Source organism: Rhodococcus sp. NFXS4 (assembly GCF_058139645.1).
Map to the genome: position 1 here is coordinate 3,839,397 of NZ_CP192221.1, position 21,312 is coordinate 3,860,708.

The 21,312-nt window shown below is 64.2% G+C and carries 22 protein-coding genes and 1 pseudogene; 15 read left to right on the forward strand and 8 right to left on the reverse strand.

Going from position 1 to position 21,312, the window contains the following annotated elements; translation table 11 throughout:
• Window positions 1-296 precede the first annotated feature (296 nt).
• On the reverse strand, window positions 297-734 hold the full coding sequence (locus J4E04_RS18135) for a GNAT family N-acetyltransferase (RefSeq protein ID WP_490149211.1): 438 nt from the start codon (window positions 732-734) through the stop codon (window positions 297-299).
• A gap of 69 nt (window positions 735-803) precedes the next feature.
• Between J4E04_RS18135 and J4E04_RS18140 the strand changes: the two are divergent.
• Window positions 804-1,376, forward strand: a pseudogene (locus J4E04_RS18140) (hypothetical protein); the annotation flags it as partial.
• A gap of 783 nt (window positions 1,377-2,159) precedes the next feature.
• On the opposite strand, the gene J4E04_RS18145 reads toward J4E04_RS18140, so the two are convergent.
• A complete protein-coding gene (locus tag J4E04_RS18145; protein ID WP_490149212.1) occupies window positions 2,160-2,957 on the reverse strand; it encodes a DUF2510 domain-containing protein in 798 nt (265 codons plus the stop codon).
• Here J4E04_RS18145 and J4E04_RS18150 point away from each other — a divergent pair.
• Together J4E04_RS18150 and J4E04_RS18155 are read left to right on the forward strand one after the other, a co-directional pair.
• Complete coding sequence (locus tag J4E04_RS18150; RefSeq protein ID WP_490150603.1) at window positions 2,872-3,117, forward strand: hypothetical protein; 246 nt, start codon at window positions 2,872-2,874, stop codon at window positions 3,115-3,117. The two genes, J4E04_RS18145 and J4E04_RS18150, sit on opposite strands and share 86 nt — an antisense overlap.
• Window positions 3,118-4,179: 1,062 nt before the next feature.
• Window positions 4,180-4,686: a GNAT family N-acetyltransferase gene (locus J4E04_RS18155; RefSeq protein WP_490149213.1), complete on the forward strand. Its 507-nt coding sequence runs from the start codon at window positions 4,180-4,182 to the stop codon at window positions 4,684-4,686.
• A 406-nt stretch (window positions 4,687-5,092) separates the two neighbouring features.
• Here the strand turns inward: J4E04_RS18155 and J4E04_RS18160 are convergent, their stop codons facing one another.
• Window positions 5,093-5,845: a DeoR/GlpR family DNA-binding transcription regulator gene (locus J4E04_RS18160; RefSeq protein ID WP_490149214.1), complete on the reverse strand. Its 753-nt coding sequence runs from the start codon at window positions 5,843-5,845 to the stop codon at window positions 5,093-5,095.
• Window positions 5,846-5,889: 44 nt separating this feature from the next.
• Here J4E04_RS18160 and J4E04_RS18165 point away from each other — a divergent pair, with 44 nt between their 5' ends.
• From J4E04_RS18165 to J4E04_RS18185, 5 genes are all read left to right on the forward strand, one after another.
• Complete coding sequence (locus tag J4E04_RS18165) at window positions 5,890-6,804, forward strand: alpha/beta fold hydrolase (protein ID WP_490149215.1); 915 nt, start codon at window positions 5,890-5,892, stop codon at window positions 6,802-6,804.
• Window positions 6,805-6,809: 5 nt separating this feature from the next.
• A complete protein-coding gene (locus J4E04_RS18170; protein WP_490149216.1) occupies window positions 6,810-7,571 on the forward strand; it encodes an NUDIX domain-containing protein in 762 nt (253 codons plus the stop codon).
• Window positions 7,568-8,113 (forward strand): hypothetical protein, encoded by a 546-nt coding sequence (locus J4E04_RS18175; RefSeq protein ID WP_490149217.1) that lies wholly within the window; start codon window positions 7,568-7,570, stop codon window positions 8,111-8,113. The genes J4E04_RS18170 and J4E04_RS18175 overlap by 4 nt, the downstream gene beginning before the upstream one ends.
• A 162-nt stretch (window positions 8,114-8,275) precedes the next feature.
• Window positions 8,276-8,821 carry a GNAT family N-acetyltransferase gene (locus tag J4E04_RS18180; protein ID WP_490149218.1) on the forward strand — a complete coding sequence of 182 codons (546 nt, stop codon included), beginning with the start codon at window positions 8,276-8,278 and terminating at the stop codon, window positions 8,819-8,821.
• Between the two features lie 45 nt (window positions 8,822-8,866).
• On the forward strand, window positions 8,867-9,541 hold the full coding sequence (locus tag J4E04_RS18185; RefSeq protein ID WP_490149219.1) for a GNAT family N-acetyltransferase: 675 nt from the start codon (window positions 8,867-8,869) through the stop codon (window positions 9,539-9,541).
• Between the two features lie 580 nt (window positions 9,542-10,121).
• On the opposite strand, the gene J4E04_RS18190 is transcribed toward J4E04_RS18185, so the two are convergent.
• From J4E04_RS18190 to J4E04_RS18210, 5 genes are all read right to left on the reverse strand, one after another.
• The gene (locus tag J4E04_RS18190) at window positions 10,122-10,301 is read right to left on the reverse strand and encodes an IS3 family transposase (RefSeq protein ID WP_490149220.1); all 180 of its coding nucleotides are present in this window, start codon (window positions 10,299-10,301) and stop codon (window positions 10,122-10,124) included.
• A gap of 12 nt (window positions 10,302-10,313) precedes the next feature.
• A complete protein-coding gene (locus tag J4E04_RS18195) occupies window positions 10,314-11,024 on the reverse strand; it encodes an IS3 family transposase (RefSeq protein WP_490149221.1) in 711 nt (236 codons plus the stop codon).
• On the reverse strand, window positions 10,916-11,143 hold the full coding sequence (locus J4E04_RS18200; protein ID WP_490149222.1) for a transposase: 228 nt from the start codon (window positions 11,141-11,143) through the stop codon (window positions 10,916-10,918). The genes J4E04_RS18195 and J4E04_RS18200 overlap by 109 nt, the downstream gene beginning before the upstream one ends.
• 452 nt (window positions 11,144-11,595) lie before the next feature.
• Window positions 11,596-13,008, reverse strand: coding sequence for a cytochrome P450 (locus J4E04_RS18205; RefSeq protein ID WP_490149223.1), 1,413 nt, complete (start codon window positions 13,006-13,008; stop codon window positions 11,596-11,598).
• Window positions 13,009-14,210: 1,202 nt separating this feature from the next.
• Window positions 14,211-14,897 carry a DUF3089 domain-containing protein gene (locus J4E04_RS18210; protein WP_490149224.1) on the reverse strand — a complete coding sequence of 229 codons (687 nt, stop codon included), beginning with the start codon at window positions 14,895-14,897 and terminating at the stop codon, window positions 14,211-14,213.
• 305 nt (window positions 14,898-15,202) lie between these two features.
• On the opposite strand from J4E04_RS18210, the gene J4E04_RS18215 reads away from it, so the two are divergent.
• The 7 genes from J4E04_RS18215 to J4E04_RS18245 all read left to right on the forward strand — a co-directional run bounded on the left by J4E04_RS18215 (window position 15,203) and on the right by J4E04_RS18245 (window position 21,297).
• Entirely contained in the window at window positions 15,203-15,637 is a 435-nt protein-coding gene (locus tag J4E04_RS18215; protein WP_222696169.1) for a DUF6640 family protein, read from the forward strand.
• Window positions 15,638-15,682: 45 nt separating this feature from the next.
• The gene (locus J4E04_RS18220) at window positions 15,683-16,645 is read left to right on the forward strand and encodes a fumarylacetoacetate hydrolase family protein (RefSeq protein ID WP_222696170.1); all 963 of its coding nucleotides are present in this window, start codon (window positions 15,683-15,685) and stop codon (window positions 16,643-16,645) included.
• Between the two features lie 24 nt (window positions 16,646-16,669).
• Complete coding sequence (locus tag J4E04_RS18225) at window positions 16,670-17,350, forward strand: helix-turn-helix domain-containing protein (RefSeq protein ID WP_222696171.1); 681 nt, start codon at window positions 16,670-16,672, stop codon at window positions 17,348-17,350.
• Window positions 17,347-17,781, forward strand: coding sequence for a nuclear transport factor 2 family protein (locus J4E04_RS18230; protein WP_222696172.1), 435 nt, complete (start codon window positions 17,347-17,349; stop codon window positions 17,779-17,781). The genes J4E04_RS18225 and J4E04_RS18230 overlap by 4 nt, the downstream gene beginning before the upstream one ends.
• A 164-nt stretch (window positions 17,782-17,945) precedes the next feature.
• Window positions 17,946-18,833: an alpha/beta fold hydrolase gene (locus J4E04_RS18235; RefSeq protein WP_490149225.1), complete on the forward strand. Its 888-nt coding sequence runs from the start codon at window positions 17,946-17,948 to the stop codon at window positions 18,831-18,833.
• Entirely contained in the window at window positions 18,830-19,729 is a 900-nt protein-coding gene (locus J4E04_RS18240; protein WP_222696174.1) for an alpha/beta fold hydrolase, read from the forward strand. Before J4E04_RS18235 ends, J4E04_RS18240 begins: the two co-directional genes overlap by 4 nt.
• Entirely contained in the window at window positions 19,726-21,297 is a 1,572-nt protein-coding gene (locus tag J4E04_RS18245; protein WP_222696175.1) for an FAD-dependent monooxygenase, read from the forward strand. The genes J4E04_RS18240 and J4E04_RS18245 overlap by 4 nt, the downstream gene beginning before the upstream one ends.
• Window positions 21,298-21,312: the final 15 nt, after the last annotated feature.

A 21,312-nucleotide genomic window follows, 5' to 3' on the forward strand; every position in this document is an offset into this window, starting at 1 on the left:
TACGGCGTCCGAAATCCGTTCTCACCCAGGATAATTGTGTCGGCGCTCTCCGCCACCAGTGCCTGCCCGATCGTCACAGCGATCGTCGCAGCCGTGGTCTGACGCGCGACGGTCCGCCTGCCGGGGTACAGCTGTCAGCGACCACACCGTCGCATCACCGGTCGTCAAGGGGAACGCGAGCATCGCGCTCGAGCAGAGCGGGCACCGTGTGCGCCTCGCACGCGGAAGGCATCCGGGGTGAGCACGTTCGTCGCCGAGAATTCAGGGCTTCCGGGCTTCAGGGAAACCGAGGTACGTCATTGATCCGATGTGTCGATCCAGAACCGCGCCTCGCCTTCATAATTCACCCCGTCGGGTACACCCCCGTTGCGATCGACGACCCTCAGCGAGGCGACATTGTCGGGAGCCACGGTCAGCAATGTGCGTGTGATACCCACCCGAGAGCATCTACCCAGTGCGGCTCGCAGCATGCGTGTCGCGTGCCCACGCCGCTGCCACGGATACACGACGTGATAGCCGATGTGACCGCCACCCTCGTCGTCGATCAGACGGTGACGCAGCACGAGAGAGCCGAGGTAGTACTCACCCGATGTGTACCACCACACCCGGGAAGGGACACCCCATCGATCGCGCACTCCTACCCGCTCGGCCACGTACGCATCGAAGTCGAGGCTCGCAGCTCGCAACCAGTCCGTGCTCCGCTCACGATGGAGCATGTCAGCCAGCTCGCCCACCAGGTACGACGTCCTCACCTCCGCGTGAGGGTCGGACAACACGGGCGGCGAGGGAAGTTCGATCTCGTACCGAAGGGACTACGCAGGCTCCGGCTGCTCTCGGGAATGGTGCGAGCCAACCGGCCCTGGCGGCTGGTCACCGGCCTGTCCAAGGTGCTCGTCGGCGCCTTCGCCACCGGCGCATTCGCGTTGTCCACCAGCACCATCTGGTCGTTCGCCGACACCATGGGCGGATGGCGCCTCTGTGCGGCGACGATCCTGTCGACGGTGGCGCTCATCCTCTGGCTCGTCATCGACCACGAACTGTGGGAACGGCCCGAATCCGACGAGGAACGCGAACGCTCGAAGCTCTACAACACTGCGACCGTCATCACCCTCACCATCGGCGTCGCCGTCCTCCACATCGCCCTGTTCGGTCTGCTGCTCTTCACCGCTTGGCTCCCTCTCCGAGCGCACGTCCTGTCCTCCACCCTCGGGCACAGCGCGACCGTCGCCGACTACCTCGAACTCAGCTGGCTCCTCGCCTCGATCGCCACCATCGGCGGCGCCCTCGGATCCGGCCTCGAGGACGACGACGCAGTCAAGGAAGCCGCGTACGGAACCAGACAGCGCCAGCGACACGAGAACACGCAGACGGAGTGACCCGGCGGGATTCGCGAAGCGAGCGGTGCACCGTGCACCGACGTCCGCACACGTCCACGCCGCCGGCGACCGGACGCGAAGCGAGTGGAATCCGGCCACAAACGTCCCCGGAAGTCCACGTTCTGTGATGGCCTCTTCGTCGCCGAAGTCCCCCCACGGCCACTGACGTCCACCCGAGTCCATCGAACGAGTTACGGATGAGTTGTGACAACTCGTGACATCGAGCCGCATTGCGGGAGTTTTCGCAGGTGACCGGACGCCCCTGGACTGTGGCGGACCTGCATGGACGTATCGCTCAAGTCGTGAAACGAGAGGTCAAACGAGGCGTTTCAGAGCATTCCTGCTGTTCAGAGGCATATCGAGAGCCTCCTTTCGGGATTGAACCGAAGACCGCTCGCTTACAAGGCTTCGACGACCCGATCACGTGGATTCACCTGGACTCACGAAACCCGTCCTGAACTGCTCCTTTGTCCGCTGACGTCCGCCTCGGTCCACCTCCGTCCGACCCGACTTGTGACACTCTCGTGACACCGAGAATTCTCTACGTCGAACTCGAAAAGTCTGTATCACTCTGCTGGACAGTCTATCTCGTTACCGGTGGCGAAAGCTAAGACGGGCAAGGCGGCAAGGGCGGTTTCGGCCACAGGCGCCGGTGCGCCAGAGCCCCATCAGCCACTCGGCCCTTCACACGGCGAACGCCGGTTCTGACCCGACAGCGTGTCACCTTGACCGCGTCAGGAATCGGTGACGCCCGCGGGATGACTCTCCCGGTCCAGGGTGAGTTCAGAAGGAGGTTGACTGCCTGCCGATGCTGATCAGATACTCCTCAGCATCCGGTTCCTCGGCATAGCTGATCAACTCGCCGTCCATCATCTGCAGCGCCGAAAGCACTTCGGTGGGGTGCGCGTAGAAGAACTCGCGGCGTTGATTGACGTGGTTGACGCGGCGGTCGGCGAAAAGCCGGTGCATCTCGGCCTCCACGGACACTGCATCGTGGGCGAAGAACAACGCGTGGAGATCGACCCTGAACGGCACCGACGCATCACCCAACTGGTCTGGGCGGGGTGGTGGTAGGCGTACAGGCCGACTGCTTGTTGCTCCTGCTGCGCCAGTGTTTCCACCAGTTCCGCACGGGCAGAGCCGATGCGAGCGGACAGCTGACCCAGTTCGGAACGCGAAGTCGCAGCTTCCGTCCGCAGTCGCGCGACTTCGGGGCTTGCGCGACGACGCAGCGGTGGGCGGCCGATCGTCGTGGCTTTGAGTGGCGGAGGTCCACTGTGCACTGTTCCACCACCGGTGCTGCGCTTCGCCTGCAGGGTCGGGGTACCACCCCGCATCGAAAGACACTGTGCGTAAATACAGACCGATCGGTGTGGTGCTGCTCAGTACATCACGGCACGGGGTGGTGGAGCCGTTGATCTGAACTGCGCGTGGTGCAGCCCCTTGTGAGCGCGTCGAACGCTTCCCGGTTCGGACGGAGGAGTATGCCTTGATCATGAGCAGTTCCGTCCTCAGCGCCTCCCTCGCCGACCGCCGCGCCGCAGTGGGCCGGTCGAGATACCGAGTGATGGTCGTGGCCATCAGCTATGCCGTGCTGATCGTCGCCATCGCCGTCGCGATGTTCTCCGGCAGCAACAACCTCAGCGGCATGCTGGCGGTGGCCGCCGTGTGGCTCGGAGCGTTGTACGCGGCGACATGCTGGTGGCTCAGACAAGACGACGATTCACGCACAGGCAACTAAGAAGTTCCGGTTTTCCGTGCTCGCTCGATGGAGACAGATCGTCTTGCACCCACACGCCGGGTGCAGGACGCTGATGTGGTCAGGCTGCCGATTCGAGACGGACGATCTGCCCGCCGGTCAATTGCAGCCGTCACCACCGAGCAGCAATCGAATCCAGCTTTCCTGGGGAGTCGTCGCAGAAGACGACCATTGCTTCCGTACGACCGGACGCACGAGAGCTCGAAGCACAGGCGAACGCGCTACGAGACACTGACGGCGGCGTGGTGAACGCCGCGTGCAACCAAGTCGTGCGATCTCGCGCCGGCCGCCCGCAGCTGGTGGAGCACGGCGTCACTACGCATCGAGCAGCCAGCACACGATATCACTTGTTTATCCATGTTTGGCCATACTATTGTCGTGTCTGTGAAACCAGAGCCGATACCGACACCGGCCCACAACGGCTCGGCACCCCGCCGGGAGCAGCGTGGCCGAGCAATCGTGCAAGTTCTGCAGTGGGCTTCGGCCGAGGTCAGGCGTTCTCAACGCCCCCAAGCGCCAGTCACCGTCGCGGCGTCAGCGGCACCCTTCCCGATGAGGTGCTGTGTTCAGGTGCGGAACGATAAACCTCGGAGGCCACCGGTGCCTGCGGTAGCACTACGTCTCACCCGCCAGAGTGACGTGCGTCGGCTTCCCGAGGTGTGGTGAGGGGCGGTGGGAGCAACGCACCATTTTCTCGTTCCTGCCGACATCGACAGCTACGCCGAGCGGTTCGCCACTGACTTTCTTCAGGCGGTCGACCTCACTGTGGCGACGATGGGCGGTACCGCGGTCGGTTTCAGCGGCACGTCCGGTCGACGGCTCGAGTCACCCTGACGACGCCCCGACCGACGGGTTACTCCCAAGCCGGATACCTGTCGGGCACCGCCCTCCAGGTGTACTGCCCCCGGGAACAGGCTGCAGACGCATCCATATGCCACACACCACTTTGTACCGTCGAAGTCGAGTCACGACTCGAAACGACAACGCGGTAGTTGAGACACACCTTGCCGACTACGCCGAGCTGTTACCGACCGAAGGGCCACCATGGCAAAGATTCATCTCACCCCAGCGACCACTGACCTCTTGCGGGCCTACATGCATGACTCACGAGTTTTTTCCACTCTGTTGGGCTCACCTGTACCGAGCGGGTGGCCAGAATTTCCCGAGTCGATAGCTAATACGATTGAAATCCTCGAAACCCACCCAGAGCAGGGGAAATGGTGGATGTACTTCTTTGTGAACGGCGACACCCTGGTTGGTTCCGGCGGCTTCGCGGGTCCCCCACAAAATGGTCAGGTCGAAATAGGATACGAAATAGCACCGGAATTTCGACGACGCGGATACGCGACGTCTGCGACAGAAGCCCTCGTGGACATAGCAACAGAATCAGGCGAGGTCGACCTTGTCATCGCGCATACGTTGGCCTCGGACGACAGCTCCGCTAAAGTGCTGCGCGCAGCAAATTTTCGAAAGGCAGGCCGAACTATGAGCCCCGACGACGGCGAGCTCTTGATCTGGGAGCGCCGAGTTCGACCAGCACCTCGTGATTGACGTGTGAGTTCAGGCCAGCCTCTCCTCACCGCATCGGGCATGGGCGACGTACCTCGTCGCAGCTGGTGGCCGACCTCGTGTGGCCGGGCGGGTGGTATGACGAGCCCTGAATCGGCGATGGAATTCTCGGTGGACATCGCGACCACGGCCCTGGCGACTCGTCTCGGAGGGCAGTATCCGAAGGATGCATCGCGAGCGCGGCCCGGGCCTTCCGCACGGCTTTGTCGCCGTGCCCGTCGCGCATCGAGGACCCGGGTGTTTCGGCAACCTCCACGTCGTCGACTCCGCCGAGCCGGTGAGGTTCGTCGATGAGTACTACCTCCCGCGCAGCAGCGGACACGGTGTGACAGTCGAGAACTGACGTCGACGATGCACGCAGGCGGCCCGAGGTATACGCGATCTCAGATCATGCTCGGACGATCTGCACGTCGGCGTCGGTGAGCGCGTCGAGGACGGGCCCGGCGCCCGCGTTGGTGATCACCGCACTGACCTCGTCGAGAGCCAACACCTCGAACTGCGAAGCGGCACCGATCTTCTCGGAGCTGGCCAGAACGTAGGTCTCTCCCGCACAGGCTGCGAACGCACGCTTCATCGCGGCCTCCTCGCGGTCTCCGGTGGTCAGTCCGGTCTCCGCGTGGACGCCCGTCACGCCCATGAAGAACATGTCGGCACGAAGGCCCCTGACACTCTCGAGCGCGACGGATCCGCACGCGACCATCGAATGACGGTAGAGCCGCCCACCGATCAGTTCCACCGTGATCGAATGGTGCTCGTCCAGAGCGACGGCCACCGCCGGACTGTGGGTGATTACCGTCGCGCGTAGATCCGGAGGCAGTGCTGCCACCAGCGCGAGTGCTGTCGTGCCTCCGTCGATGACTGCCACCGACCCTGTGGTGAGCAGGGCTGCGGCCGCCGCCGCGACCCGACGTTTTCCCTCGGGTGCGACTGCGGTCCGCGCGGCCACGTCGGCAACCGCCGGCGATGCCGGGAGCGCCCCGCCGTAGACGCGCTGCACCAGTCCCACGGCGGCCAGCTCTCGAAGGTCGCGTCGAATCATGTCCTCGGTGACGCCCAGTTGCGCGGCGCTCTCGCGGGCGACGATGCGCCCGTTGTCGTGCAGCTGTTGCAGAAGCAGGTCGCGTCGTTGAGCAGTCAGCATAATTCTCCTTGTTTTTCCTTGATAGTCCATATTACAGTGCGTTCATGCTCACTGAGTTCGTACCGGCCGAAAGACCGGACCGATCCGACACCGACGGGCCTCGTCGACACACCATCCAGCTGACCGACGGCCGGTCGCTCGCGTGGGCGACACACGGCGCCGACAACGGTCGGCCCGTGTTGTTCCTCGCCGGCGCGGCGATGGGGAGGTCGATGTCGTTCGGTGAGGACGTTCTCGATCGGCTGGGCGTCACGCTGATCACGCTGGACCGGCCGGGTATGGGCGGCTCCACACCTGATGCCGGTCGCTCGCTGTCGTCGACAGCGGCGGACTGCGCGGAGCTCGTCGAGCGCTGGGGTGCGCCGTTGCCCATCGTCGCCAACTCGCAAGGTGCGCCGTTCGGGTTGGCGTGTGCCGAGATCGGACTGGCCGAGCGACTCGTTCTCGTCTCACCCATCGACGAGATCGCCGTCGAACCGACGTTGTCGGCGTTACCGGCACCGCTGCGATCACTGGTCGACACCGTCGGTCATGACCTGAACGAAGCGCGGAGAATGTTCGCTGCCCTGGGCCCGCGCGGCATGGAGGACATGGTCGTCGAGTCGGCAGACGACGAGGACAGACGCGTGTACACCGACCGCAACTTCCTGGAGCGCTACCGCTGCGCCCTTCGCGAAGGATTCGCCGACAACGGTCACGGCTACGCAGTCGACACGTGTCTCGCGATGTCACCCTGGTCGTTGGCCTTCGACCGTATCGAGTGCGAGGTCACCGTGATGATGGGCGAGCGCGACCGCCACCACACGACCGACGCCGGCGCACAGCTGACTGCGCGCATCCCGTCCGCGACGCGCACGATCGTCGACGGCGCCGGGGGCGCTCTGCTGTGGACCCATGCCGACATGGTGCTCTGGAGCGCGCTCGGCGGCGCGGGCGAGCACCCGAGTCGAGCGCGGTGACGACGATGCCGACTCGGTCGCACGGCGAAGTGCCCGGTGTCGACGTTCCCGACCATCGAGGTCGAACAGGCCTCGACAGGGCCGGACGCGACCTGACCCGCAATGCCGATGTCGTGGTGCGCGACGTCGAACTGCGTTCACAAGGATGGCACGTGTTGCGGCGCACGACGTTCGACTACCGTCGCAGCGACGGCGACTGGGTCACACTGCAGCGCGAGACTTACGACCGCGGCAACGGTGCGACCATCCTCCTGTACGACACAGACCGCGCGGTCGTCATGCTCACCAGGCAGTTCCGGTTCCCGGCCTACGTCAACGGGCACGTCGACGGCATGCTGCTCGAGGCAGCCGCAGGACTGCTCGACGACGACGATGCCGAAACCGCGATCAGGCGTGAGACCTTCGAGGAACTCGGCGTGCATCTCGGGCCGATTCAGCACGTGTTCGACGTGTTCATGAGCCCCGGATCGGTGACGGAACGGGTGCATTTCTTCGCGGCGCCCTACAGCCCGAGCCAGATCACCGGGACCGGCGGAGGTGTCGTCGCCGAGGGTGAGGACATCGCCGTGGTGGAGGTGGCGTTCACCGAGGCGCTCGACATGATCGCCGACGGCCGCATCGTGGACGCGAAGACGATTCTGCTCCTCCAATGGGCCGCACTGAACACCGGCGTTGCGACATCCGCACCACATCGATCACCGGAAGAACCGACAACGACCAACTCCTCGGCGCAGTCCGGTGGATACGAAGAAAGGACCATGACGTGACTCGTCGAAACAACCGTGTCGAGGCCGCGGCACTGACTGCTGCCGGCCTGCTCTCGACTCTCCTGATCAGCGGGACCGGCGTCGCGGGCGCGGCGCCGTCCGCGCCGCCGTGGACGGACATGTCGTGCTCGAGCGCCAACCCGTTGCTGTGGGCACCGCCGTTCACGTGGGGGGTTCACGCGGCGTCCGGAGAATCCACACCTCCGGGTGGCACTGCGCTGGAACCGGCGCTGCTGCTCAGCGGCGGCAACGACCTTCCCGCCCCTCCGCCCGGCCTCTTTCCGTTCCTCGGTCCGAACTGGTACGGGAACCGCGTCGTCGTCGACTGGCGCAACCTGACCACCGGAGCCGCCGGCACCAGCGTCAGCGACGAGACTGCCTGGACACAGAAGCCCGACGTCCCCGTCAACCGCACGTTCACCGGCGTCGGCGCCGTCGAGTTCACTCTCACCCTGCAGACCGGTGCGGGGTGGTGGTTCGTCAATCCCCAGAGCGCGGTCTGCCGAGGACACGTTTCCGTGGTCCCGGGTGGACAAAGGTAGCTCCCGGGTGAGGGCCGCGATTCGAGCGCGTGCGCGGCCCTCCGCATGTGCGCTCGCCCGCCTCACGCCCGGCTCGGTCCTGACGACGACTCGGTCGATGTGCAGAGGACCTGTTCGCAAAAGGCCGTTTTCGGAAGCATCGCTGTCAGCAGGCACCTGGTGATGGTGCGCGAGACAGCCCGGCTCTCCCTCGCTGTACCCGACACGGCGGACGAGACCGAACTCTTCGCGATGCACCGTGACCCGCGCGACTGGGCGCACGACCCGGCACTGCGTCACACCTGCCTCGCCGACACGCACGCCATGCTCCGAGAGTGGATCGATCAGTGGAATCGGGACGGTCTCGGCACCTGGGTCGTCCGACCGCACAGCGATAGGAGCATCGTCGGGTTCGGCGGTTGTTCTCTTCGGCAGCGTGTGTTCTGGAATCTGGGGTACAGGTTCCTACCGACTGCCCGGGGCATGGGTCTCGCGACGGAAATGAGTTGCGCTGCAGTGGCGGCCGCCCCGATCCTCCGCCCCGATCTACCTGTCGTCGCGACCGTGCGCGACTCCGACGCCGCCTCGTCACGAGTGGCGGAGAAGGTCGGACTGGTCCTCGTCGCGCGTGTAGCCGCCGCTCGAAGTGCACACCCGGCCGCGATGCGACTCGTCTACGCGAACAGGCGTCTGGCCGAGGGCGAGTTACGTGCGGTGCTGACAGCCTGAAGCAGGCCACCTCTGAAACCACGAAGGCATCGACCACAATCATGCTTGATTATCCATGTTTATCCACGTTATAGTTTGTTCATGCCCATTGTGCCCATCTTGATCGCGGGACCGAACCGTTCCGGCGATGACGGCGATGCTCCTCGCCACGACTCCCTTCGGATCGGCATGCCCGCCCGTCCCCTCACGACGGACAGCGACATGCCGGTGGTCGAAGACGGGATACCGGTGCCTGTTGCGCCGGCAGTTCTGCTCGGCGACGCCCGTTCCGCTGCCTTGTCTGACACCATTCTCCGTGACGGGGAGGCGCGCGACACCGACCGGATGGTGTACATCTGGCGGGCGGCGGTGGAGGCGACACACCATTTCCTGACCGCCCCCGATATCGACGATTACGAACGGCGCCTCATCACGGACTTTCTGCCGTCGGTTCGACTCGTCGTCGCGGAGCGCGGCAGCACCGTCGTCGGTTTCAGCGGCACGTCCGGACACCGTCTCGAGATGCTGTTCGTCGACCCGCATCACCACGGCGTCGGAGTGGGATCCGCGCTGCTCGACCACGCAGTGAGCCAGGGTGTCTCGGAAGTCGATGTGAACGAACAGAACCCGAACGCGGTCGCTTTCTACCGGCGCCGAGCCTTCGAGGTCGTCGGACGGTCACCACTCGACGCTGACGACAGAGCGTTCCCCATCCTGCACCTGCGGCGTCCGACACCCTGAGACGCGCGCCCGACCTGCACGACTTCAGCACGGGTTCCGATTCCGGCCTTGGGCGATGCTGCGACCGTCCACAGACTGCTCGCTACGACGGCCGAGCGGTCGGCCTCGGCCACCGGGTGATCGAGCTACCCCTCGACCTCGCCGATCGTCGCATCTCCACCACCTTCTACCCACCTACCGACCACAGACTATGACGCCACCTGGAGACACTCATGAACACACCGGCACCCGAACACCACCTGTGGCTGCTCGCACAGGACAGAGAACAACACATGCGCCGCGAGCGCATGCGCCGACGTGCGTGGATGCGCGATCACAAGGCGCCGACCCATCGAGACGTTCGCGCAGCACGGCCGACAGGGCCACTCGCACGGTCGCTTCCGAAAACTGTTCGGGACAAAGCGAATTCGTCGATCGGATCAACTACAAGGAGTGTGCGACGGGTCTTGTCGAAAGTGTTCTCGGCTCGGTCGCAACGCGGAGCGCGCATCATCGGGTCACAAGGACCAACCATTAGCTGACAGAGTTGAATTACGGCAAGGAGCCTGACCCGGTTTCCCGGACAGTTCGGGTTGGGTGTTCAGGCCACGTCTGAGGTGACCCGTTGATGGTAGGCGTGTTCGTAATCCTCCGGGGAGGAGTCGCCGATCCCGGAGTGCCGGCGGTGCGGGTTGTACCAGGCTTTGATCCATTCGAAGATCGCAGACGCCAGCTGGTCCTTGTTGTCCCACGATCGAGTGTCGAGCAACTCCCGTTGCATTATCGACCAGAACTACTCCATCATCGTGTCGTCGACGCTCGAGGCGACACGACCCATCGACCCGAGTAGGCCTGCCGAACGTAGTCGCTGGCCGAAAACCCAACTGGTGAGCTGAGATCCACGATCCGAGTGCATGATAGTTCCGGTTTCAGGGTGCCGGCGCCACATGCACCAGATCTGATCGGGCCGCTCGGCGATGAACCGGCGGGCCACGAGATCATCGTGCACCGCTGGTGCGGGTCGGTGGCGACGCTTGTGGCGGGCACCGATACCGGCAACGCCGACCAGCCGCATCACCCGTGCGACACGTTTGCGTCCAACCGAGATGCCACCGCCGAGGCAGAGTTCGGCGTGGACCCGCGGCGCGCCGTAGCACCCGCGTGAGCCTTGGTGGATATCGCGGATGCTGTTCGCCAACAGTACATCCGATATATCACGCTCGGACGGTGGTCGATGTCGCCACTCGTAGAATCCCGACCTCGACACCTCGAGGGTCCGGCAGGTCACCGCGACGGGAAAGCCGTCCGCGGCCAATTCGTGGACCAGCCGGAAACCTATTTTGGGAGGATGTTCTCCCGCGCGAAATACGCACTTACACGCTCGAGTATTTCGACCTAGGTCTCGAGGCGCTTCTTGTCTCGACGCAACTGAGCCAGCTCGGCGCGCTCGCTCGTCGACAGGCCGTCGACGCGGCCGGCATCGACGTCGTCGTGTTTCATCCACCTACGCAGGCACGACTCACTGATGCCGAGGTCGGACGCGACGCGCATCACACTCGCCCCCGACTGACGTGTCAGATCGACCGCGAGCCGACGGAACTCCTCCGGGTGTGCAGCGGGCATAGCTCGGACTCCTCTCCTCCAGCAGCAACGCTACAGATCAGGTGTCCGGAAAACCGGGTCGAGCTCCACCCGGACGTGAAGCGAGTGGAATACGTCCACCGAAGTCCTCAGAGGTCCACCGACCGTCGTGGACATTCCTGCGAAGAAGTCCACCCACAGCCACCGACGTCCACCCGAGTCCACCGAACGAGTTTTGAATGAGTTGTGACAACTCGTGACATCGAGCCGCATTTCGGCAATTTTCGCAGGTGACCGGACGCCCCTGGACCGTGGCGGACCTGCACGGACGTAACGGGGGAAGTCGTGAACGAGCGGTCAGATCAGGCTATTTCGGAGCATTCGTGCTGGTCAGGGACATATCGAGAGCCTCCTTTCGGGATTGAACCGAAGACCGCTCGCTTACGAAGTCAGAAGGGCTGCGCCTGCCTGCCGACATGGCTTCGCCGTTGAGGTCACGAGACCCAATCGGGCCGTTCAGGGGTCTGCACGAACAGGTTCCGCGGCTTCAAAGTCACAGTCTCGTCGACCTCGAGCGAGTAGTTCGATTTCCCGATGAGGTCGACTCGCCCCACTATGAGAGCGAGCGCAACGAGCACCTCGTGGTACGCAAACTGTCGGCCTATGCAGCCGCGCAGTCCGGTCCCGAACGGCTTGTACAGATCAGCGAGATTGGCGGGAACGCTACTGCGCTCGAACCGATCTGGATCGAACCGTTCCGGATCAGCACCCCACGCCGCATCGCGATGCAGCTGCAGTAAGACTACGAACACCCACTCCCCCTTCTCGAAGGGGTGCTCCCCCACCATCGTGTCTCGCCGAGCCTTCCGGTAGTAACCGGGCGCCACAGGCCACAGGCGCAACGTCTCGTCGACCACGCGCCGCATGTACCGCAGCTTGCCCACGTGATCGAACTGGAGATCACCATCGGGGCACACCGCCGAGAGCTCGGCCCGGATCCGCTCGACCACATCCGGATGAGTCGACAAGAAGTGCAGAGCGAACGCCATCACACCGGCTGACGTCTCCTGGCCCGCAACCATGAACGTGAGTATCTGATTGCGAATGTTCTGATCGGACAACCGCTCCCCCGTCGCCGGGTCCGCGGTGCTCAGCATCAGATCGAGAAGGTCACCGCTTCCCGGGGCATCTCGCTCGCGCCGCGTCGCGACAATGTCATCCACGAGTCGCTGTGCCACGTCGATGTCGTCTCGGTGCTGGTTGCGGTCACGCCTGTAGATCGTCGCCTCGAGAGCGGGATGGGAGTAGGCGGCCCGGTTGATGTACTTCAGTGCACGGGAGATCCGCACCACCAACTCGTGCGGTGCTGCGTCGTCGAACGATCCGAAGTCGTAGCCGAAGGCCACCTCGCCGATCACTCCGAGAGCGAGCTTGTTCATATCCGCCGGTACGTCGATCCACGCTTTCGGACCTCGGGTGGTCCACGAGGACAGCAGTTGCTCCGTCTTGCCCACCATCGTGTCGTGGTATCGGCGCATCGACGACTGGGAGAACGCTGGTGCCAGAATCGCATGGGCGGTCGCCCAGGACGGTTCGGAGTTGTACGCGGTGAACAGCCCGTCGCCGGCCACTTGTCGGAGGTTGCCCATGGGTACACCGAGGAACTTGGCCCATGTCGTCTCGTCGTTCACCGCCGCGACCTCGACGGGTCCAGACACGTACGTCACGCGGGTCCCGAAGACGTTGCGTTCGTACATGGACCCGTACTTCTGCGCATCCCGCATCGCCCATTGGCTGGACTCGGTGACGTGTAGGTCCAGAATGTCGCCGACCACCGGCAACCGCCGCGGTGGATGCGGCAGCACGCGATCGGACGCTCGTACAGGCCTCATGCTGTTGTCGTTCATTGCTGCTCCCCCTGCGATAAGTCGGTAGACGTGTGACAGTCCCGAAGCGAGCAGCGCACCGTTCAACGACGTTCGCACACGTCCACGCCACCCGTGACGGGAGGTGAAGCGAGTGGTGTCCGTCCACAGAAGTCTCCGGAGGTCCACCGACCGTCGTGGACTCTTCGGCGCAAAAGTTCGCCCACAGCCACTGACGTCCACCCGAGTCCATCGAACGAGTTGTGACAACTCGTGACATCGAGCCGAAATCCACTAGTTTTCGCAGGTGCCCGGACGCCCCTGGACCGTGGCGGACCTGCACGGACGTACCGGGGAAAGTCGTGAAACGAGAGGTCAGATCAGGCTACTTTGGCGCATTCCTGCTGGTCAGAGGCATATTGAGAGCCTCCTTTCGGGATTGAACCGAAGACCGCTCGCTTACAAGGCTTCGACGACCCGATCAGGTGGATGCACCTGGACTCGCGAAAACCGCTCTGAGCTGCGCATTCGTCCATCCCCGTCCGCCTTGGTCCACCTCCGTCCGTCCCGACTTGTGACACTCTCGTGACACTGAGAACCCGCGGCGTGGTACCCAGGGGTTTGGTATCCCATTGCTGGGCAGCATATCCCGCCAGGCGAACGAAGAGGCGACTGATCGACGTGCGGCGGAGTTCCCACCACTTGCCACTCCGATGTCCACGGGCCGACCTGACAACTCGGACCATCGATTGTCACGACCGGTCGACCGCGATCCCCAACCAGGACAGCGGCTCGGCGAGAACCAACGCCGCCTGGTCCCGCACGTCCGACTACTCTGCCGACGAGTGATCCCGCGGCCTTTCACGGTTCGTACCCCGATCGTCATTAGGCACCCACGGCGGAGGGAACTCATACCAGTCCGGACACCACCGCCGCCTGCCACAGCGACACAGGTCCCCGCGTCACACCAGACAAAGATGTCGAGCCGGCATTGCCCGGCCGATGGTCGGGAACGCGATAGAAAGTCATGGATCGACAAATCCGGTCAACCGAGACCACTACACCGAAACTGGAGGAAGTACGGTGCACTGCCCGGTGACGCCGCAGTCTCTCTGAGAGCCTCAAAGCGTCTGCGCTCTAACCGATACGCTCGACCGCGCTGCGGTTCTGAGACCAACCGGCGGCCACTGCCATAATCGAGGCGGACACCAAGCGTCCATCGCCCGTGCGAAGTGTTTCGGCGGTCAGCCGGCGGATTGCCAGGCAGCCGTCTGCTGATCGGCGATGCTGACCAGTCGGTCGAGGCCGGCCTTCATGTCGATCAGGTGCGAATCGAGCAGAGGAACCTCGTTGATCGGCTGAGGCACCACGAACTGCAAATGATACTGGTTGTATCCACCCGCATCGATGCAGGATCCGACGACACGGCCGCGACTGGTGGTCCACGTCGACTCGGACGTCGGTAGCGCTTCGGGAGCTGTGGTGTAGTTCAGCAGAATCGAGATGATGCCGAACGCGAACGGTGCGCTGGGCACAGTGACGCCGACCGGACGATCGTCTTCGCTGAGTTTCGCTGGATCGGTACACGCCACCTGGAAACCGGGTCCACTCGGCAGTCCCCAATGCTGGGGCCACAGATCGACGTCGGCATTGCCGAAGGTCGAGAGCGGCGGCACGAGCGTGTTGGTGGAATACGCCACGATGCAACCGAATTGCCCGCGTTCTGTACACAGCGGAATGTTCTGGAAGTCCCCGCCGGTGGTACTGCCGCGGGCGGTTTCGACGTTCCCGCCCATCAGGAAGGCGCCGACGAGTTGTCTGCGCAGTGTCGCGTCTCGGTCGAAGGTCTCGCGCATCAGCTTCCGCAACATGAACGTGCCCTGGGAATGGCCGATGAGAAGGACGCCTCGACCGTTGTTCTCGGTGGCCATGTAGTCGTCCAGGCCGCACGCACATCGGCGTATGCCAGATCGATCGACGGTCCGGCGGCACCCAGCAGTGCGAGAGGGAGCATGAGAAGAGGGGTTTGACGGTAGACAGGTGCGACCTTCGCCCGTTGTCTCACAACCGTGTCTCCCCTGCGCTCCGTGGCGGTGACGGGTGTCACTGTCACCGCCGCAAAAGTTAACAGGTAGTTCTGGGCATCACGGCACCACTGCCGAGGAGACCAGTTGCGCGGACGGGACATACCGACTATATATCTACTTGATCGATCATATAACTATCGGGGGTAACCGTGATCGTACTCGTCCAGGTCCTGTTCACCATCAGCATCCTGTCGTTCGCGCTGGTCGCGGCCGCGGCCGATCTGAACAGGACCCACGCCACCAATCCCGTGTGGGTGCCGCATGCGCGCTTTCATGTGGTGTGGCAAGTCGCCACCCACATCGGTGCCGGACTGCTGGCGCTGGTCGTTCTCTGGGCACCGGTGGCGTCCCTACCGGCCCGGTTCGCCATCGCAGGAGCGATCGCCGGTGTTGTCCTGGTCGGCTTCTTCGTCACCGCGGCGACCATGCCGCTCTACGGCGGCGAGCTCGCCGACAGCAACGGCTACCGACCGCTGACCCTCGACATCGCCGGCCGAACACGCACCTTCGATCAGAACGTGTTGCTGTTCGCCGGAGGTGTGGGCTTCCTCCTCCTCGCCGGCGCTCTCGCTCTCACGCTCTAGATCCCCGCTCATCGCACCTACCCAGCACACCAGGAGATCCGCACCATGAAGTTGGCAACAGGAAACATCGACGGGACGCGGTGCGTTCTGGCCGAGACAACAGATGGGGGAATTGCATCTCTCGGGAATGGTGACATCGCTCCGACGATGCGGTCGATCATCAGCTATACCGCAAGCGAGCGACGGGCACTGGCATCGGTGATCGCCGACGGTCACCACACCACCAGGGTCGACCCGGCCGACATCGAGTGGCTCCCGCCGGTGACGGACCCGTCCAAGATCGTCGGTGTCGCACTGAACAACGATGTCTTCAACTCCCTCGCGGCCCGAAAGATGACAGCTCCCATGTACTTCCTGACACCACCGAGCGCGATGATCGGGCACGGCACGCACATCGAGGTCGACCCCGCATGGGGTCTCGTGCACCCCGAACCCGAACTCGCTGCCATCATCGGCACCACGCTGCGCCGCGCGACCCCCGAGGACGCTGCGGCGGGCGTCTTCGGCTACACCATCATCAACGACATCACCTCGCCCGGACTCAAGTCCGACGACAGCGTCGAATTGGTGATGCCCGAGGGCATGACCGTCGACGAGCCCTGGCGAACGATGCGCGGCGACGACGACCGTTCCCTCTACCTCACCTACCACGCCCGATCGAAGGGGACCGACACCTTCGCGCCCATCGGACCCTGGATCGTCACCGCGGACGAGATCACCGAACCGAACGGCCTTATCGTCCGCGGATACCTCGACGACGACCTCGTCCTCGAAGACTCCACCGCCAACCTCACCTTCGGCATCCACGACGTCATCGCACACCTGTCCCAGACCATGACCCTCACGTCAGGAGACATCGTCCACTTCGGCACCGCTGCACGCCCCGCGCTACCCGACCGGTTCCCCACCATCCGCTCCATCGACCTCACACGCCACGGCCATACAGTCAGCGTCGAGATCAGCGGCCTCGGCCGCCTGGACAACCCCATCCGCAGGATCTCGACCTGACGATCACCCCACGGGAGCACCACCATGACCGACAACGACGTGCACTCTCCCGACGGACGCCGCGCACGCGGAGCCCGCTCCCGTCAGGCGATGATCGACGCCGCGACGTCTCTGTTCTCCACCCGCGGTTACGCCGGAACAGGTATCTCGGAGATCGCTCGCAGGGCGGGCGTCAACAGCGGATCGATCTACCACGCGTTCGGCAACAAGGAAGGACTCCTCGACGCCGTCATGCACACCGTCGCCGACACGATGATCACCTCGATCGAAACGCTGCCGCACCAGGGTGACGCCACTGCTGCACAACGACTCGACGCCGCCGCCCGCATCCTCGTCGGGGACCCGGTGTTCCTGCGCCTGTTCCTACTCCTTGCCCTGGAACAGGACCAGAACCCCACAGTGAGAGCCACCGTGGAATCGGTGCGCCGGCGCGCACGCGATGTCGTCGTCGCGGCCATCGAACCGTCCCTCGACGCGATACCGGCCGCCCAACGACCCGCAGCAGCCACTGCCGTGGGCCGCATCGCCCTCATCCTCCTCGACGGAATCTTCGTCTCTCACCAACTCGACAGCGAAGCAGGCGATCTCGACGCCACGCTCGCGCTGGTGACGATGATGGCCGAGCTCGCCATCGACAGGCTCCCCACCTTGCTTACAGACCCCGATTCGTCACCACCGACGACCCACCCCACGGAGAAGCCATGACCACGCTCGCCACCATCCGATCCGAGATCGACGCGCTCGTCGCCGAATTCGCGTACCGCATCGACCACGAGGGCGGACACACGGTGCACGAACTGTTCACCGCCGACGGCACCTACGACCTGTCCGGATGGGCCATCACCGGCCAGAAACAGATCAAGCGGTTCTACGACGACCGCAGAAACAGCGGACCGCGAACCTCCCGCCACCTTTTCACCGGCCTACGCCTCGACCCCACCTTCACGGCGGAGACAGTGACAGGGAACTGCGTCCTCACCCTCCATGCCCACGCCGGCGTAGCACCCCTCCCCCTCGACCCCGTCATGATCGCCGACTACGCCGACACCTATCGCCGAGACGGCAACGGACAGTGGCTATTTCATCATCGTAGAGTTACGCCGATCTTCCTCGATGCAGTCAACGTCGATCGCTGAGAACGCATGACATCGCGGAGCGACAAGGGCGGGTAAGCCCTCAGCGTCCGGAACACATACCGCCCACCGATCCAGATCGATCGCCGGCATACGGTTGGTCAGATTACGAGCACATCGTATCCAAAATCATCCTGGCGCACAAAACTGAAGGAGCCGCTTGCGCAGTGCCTCATAACGGATACGCTGTATCCATTATGAGCTACGAAACAGGCAGCAGCGTTGACCTGCACCACACCGCCGATGGAATCCGTTTGCGGTACCGACGATCCGGTACCGGGCCGACGATCGTGCTCCTGCACGGAACCACGTCGTCACTCGAACACTTCGACCGTCTCGCCCGCATGCTCGCTCGGCGTTACGACGTCGTGCGGGTCGACCTCCCGGGTTTCGGGATGACCGGACCACGCCCGGACCGGGACTACCGCATCACCACCTATGCGCGCACGATCGCCGCCTTTCTGGACGGCCTGGAGATCAAGCAGGCAGTCGTCCTCGGAAACTCCCTCGGCGGAAACGTTGCGTGGAACCTAGCGCTGGACCGACCCGACCTCGTTCGTGCGCTCATTCTGGTCAACGCCACCGGGTACCCCTCCAAGGAGCTCCCCCGAGGCATGCAGCTCGCACGCAAACCCTGGATTCGTCCACTCCTGCGGCGGTGGCTGCCACGGACCATGGTCGAGAAGAATCTCCGACAAGCAGTGGGCCCACTGTCCACCATCGTCGACGACGCGATGATCGACCGGGTGCACCGCTTGTGGTCGCGGCCGGGAAACAAATCCGCATTCGTGGACTTCGTCAACACCGACCAGACCGACCGCACCGACGAACTCGCCACCATCACCGCACCCACACTCGTCCTGTCGAGCGCGTCGATGCCACAACGATTCGCGGTCGACATTCCCGGTGCCCGCGAACGGATCAACCCCACGAGCGGGCACCTCCTGCCGGAAGAGGATCCCGAGTGGGTGCTGCGTGCGGTCACCACGTTCCTCGACCGGTCGGACGAGCAGGGCAACGACACCGACATCGACGTCGAGGAGTCGATCCGGTGAAGTTCTTCGTCACGCGCGACGAGCACCTCCGCCTCGACGCCGCCGCACGAGCCACGCTACGAGGAGACTTCGCGCGACTGCCGGACGGACACACCCACTACGAACTGACCGGACCCCCGGCCGGCGATCTCGTCGTCTGCGTGCCGGGGCTGACCATCCCCCTCTTCTACTGGGATCACGTCCTACCGCACCTGCACGCGAGCGGACTGCGCACACTCACATTCAGCGCCTACGGACGCGGCTACTCCGACCGAGTCGAGGGACGGTACGACGAGGCGATGTTCGTCCGGCAACTCCGGGACCTGCTCACCCATCTGCAGATCGACGAGCCCGTCCACCTGGTCAGCACCTCGATGGGCGCCCTCATCGCGATGGCATTCTCCCTCCACCGACCGGACGCGGTACGCACCCTCACGCTGCTCGGACCGGCAGGGTTGTCCACCGACACCGCGTTCCAGCAAAAAATACTGCAACTCGACCCGGCCGCCAGAACCGTGGCCCAGCTGCTCGGACGGTGGCTACTTCTCGGTCACCTCGAACACAACGTCGCCGACAAAATGCTCGTCGAACCCCTCACCCGCATGATCGCGGATTGCTACCACTACGAGGGATCGATGTACTCGTTCTTCTCCACACTGCAGAACTATCCACTCTCCGGCAGGCACGACCTCTTCCGACGCACCGGAGACCTCGACATCCCGACACTGCTGGCGTGGGGAACCCTCGACACCGTCACCCCGATCGCCGGGCTCGATACCGCGCGGGATCTGCTGCGCCCCATCGCCGTCGAGGCTCTCGACATGTGCGGCCACATGGCCCCGTACGAACGCCCGGAGACCACCGCCGACATCATCTCCGCATTCCTCACCATCGACCATGAGAGGACCACCCGATGAACGACACCACACCGTGCGACACCGAGCACTCCGCCACGACTCTCGACGTCCTGATCGTCGGCGGCGGCCCCGCCGGAACCACCATGGCCATCGAGCTCATCCGCCGCGGACTCACCGTCCGAGTCGTCGACAAGGCCCCCGGCGGATTCCCCGGATCGAGGGCCAAAGGTATACAACCCCGAACACAGGAAATCTTCGAGGACATGGGCCTGCTCGCCGGGATCCACGCCGGCGGATCGACCTACCCCCGAATGGGCATCCACGCCGGCCCGATCACGGTGCCGTGGGCGACGATCAAGACCAACACACCCACCGACGCCGTGCCCTACCCGAGCACCTGGCTGATCCCACAGTTCCGCACCGACCAGGTGCTGCACGATCGGCTCGCCGCCCTCGGCGGGCGCATCGACTACGACCACGACGTGCTCACACTCACCCAGAACGACACCAAAGTGACTGTCTTCCTGGTGACGCCGCACGGCGAGGAGACCGTCTCCGCGCGCTACGTCGTCGGTGCGGACGGCGGATCCAGCATCGTCCGCCGCTCCCTCGGCATCGAGTTCGAGGGCACCACCGACGAGACCGACCGCATGCTCATCGTCGACGCCGAAGTCGACGGCGATCTCACCCGCAACCGTTGGCACATCTGGCCTCTCGGCGGCGCATTCGTCGGAGCCTGCCCACTACCCGACACCGATCTCATGCAATGGATGATCACACTCGACCCGGACGAGGAAGCTCCCACCACCGCCGCGGACATCACCGCGCGCATTCGAACGCGCACCAAGAAGAACATCACCCTGACCCGGATCGCGTGGCGCAGCGTCTTCCGACCCAACATCCGCATCGCGCAGTCGTACCGACAGGGCCGAGCCTTCCTTGTCGGCGACGCCGCCCACGTGCACCCGCCCGCCGGCGCCCAAGGCCTCAACACCGGAGTCCAGGACAGCTACAACCTCGCGTGGAAGCTCGCACAAGTCCTCGACGGCGCCGACGACGCGCTATTGGACACCTATCAGGACGAACGGCAACCGATCGCCGCCACCGTTCTCGGCATCTCGGCGCAGAAGTACGCCGGTATCGCTTCGGCAAGTCCGGCCAGCCTGAAACGAGGCAAGGACGAGTATCAACTGGCTGTGAGTTATCACGGCGGTCCGCTCGCACCCGCCGACTCCGATCGCACCTCCACACTATCCGTGGGCGACCGAGCACCCGATGCCGTGCTCGACGTCGCCGGCACCCCGGCACGACTCTTCGATTTCTTCCGCGGAACACACTTCACCGCCATCACTTACGGACTCGTCGCCACGGGCACGTCCCCTGCTCTCGACTGGCCCGGGCGAGGCGCCGCACTCCACACCGTCGCCATCGACGCGCCAGGGCAGATCGCCGACCATCAGGCTTCCGACACCCGCGGAAATTTCCGCAGAACCTACGGCCTCGACGGACCCACCACCCTCTTCATCCGGCCCGATGGATACATCGCCGGCATCGTCCGCGTCGATCGACCGACCACGCTGCCTGCCTCGGTGCGTACCGTCGCCGGAATGCTCCGCACCACAACGTGATCGATGTCTGTCTCA

What these genes read in the sequence shown, in the direction of transcription:
- J4E04_RS18150 (WP_490150603.1), top strand. Translation starts at nt 2,872, where the DNA reads ATGAGCAGTTCCGTCCTCAGCGCCTCCCTCGCCGACCGCCGCGCCGCA.
- J4E04_RS18145 (WP_490149212.1), bottom strand. Translation starts at nt 2,957, where the DNA reads ATGGCCACGACCATCACTCGGTATCTCGACCGGCCCACTGCGGCGCGG.
- J4E04_RS18155 (WP_490149213.1), top strand. Translation starts at nt 4,180, where the DNA reads ATGGCAAAGATTCATCTCACCCCAGCGACCACTGACCTCTTGCGGGCC.
- J4E04_RS18160 (WP_490149214.1), bottom strand. Translation starts at nt 5,845, where the DNA reads ATGCTGACTGCTCAACGACGCGACCTGCTTCTGCAACAGCTGCACGAC.
- J4E04_RS18165 (WP_490149215.1), top strand. Translation starts at nt 5,890, where the DNA reads ATGCTCACTGAGTTCGTACCGGCCGAAAGACCGGACCGATCCGACACC.
- J4E04_RS18170 (WP_490149216.1), top strand. Translation starts at nt 6,810, where the DNA reads ATGCCGACTCGGTCGCACGGCGAAGTGCCCGGTGTCGACGTTCCCGAC.
- J4E04_RS18180 (WP_490149218.1), top strand. Translation starts at nt 8,276, where the DNA reads ATGGTGCGCGAGACAGCCCGGCTCTCCCTCGCTGTACCCGACACGGCG.
- J4E04_RS18190 (WP_490149220.1), bottom strand. Translation starts at nt 10,301, where the DNA reads ATGCAACGGGAGTTGCTCGACACTCGATCGTGGGACAACAAGGACCAG.
- J4E04_RS18200 (WP_490149222.1), bottom strand. Translation starts at nt 11,143, where the DNA reads ATGCCCGCTGCACACCCGGAGGAGTTCCGTCGGCTCGCGGTCGATCTG.
- J4E04_RS18205 (WP_490149223.1), bottom strand. Translation starts at nt 13,008, where the DNA reads ATGAACGACAACAGCATGAGGCCTGTACGAGCGTCCGATCGCGTGCTG.
- J4E04_RS18210 (WP_490149224.1), bottom strand. Translation starts at nt 14,897, where the DNA reads ATGGCCACCGAGAACAACGGTCGAGGCGTCCTTCTCATCGGCCATTCC.
- J4E04_RS18220 (WP_222696170.1), top strand. Translation starts at nt 15,683, where the DNA reads ATGAAGTTGGCAACAGGAAACATCGACGGGACGCGGTGCGTTCTGGCC.
- J4E04_RS18225 (WP_222696171.1), top strand. Translation starts at nt 16,670, where the DNA reads ATGACCGACAACGACGTGCACTCTCCCGACGGACGCCGCGCACGCGGA.
- J4E04_RS18230 (WP_222696172.1), top strand. Translation starts at nt 17,347, where the DNA reads ATGACCACGCTCGCCACCATCCGATCCGAGATCGACGCGCTCGTCGCC.
- J4E04_RS18245 (WP_222696175.1), top strand. Translation starts at nt 19,726, where the DNA reads ATGAACGACACCACACCGTGCGACACCGAGCACTCCGCCACGACTCTC.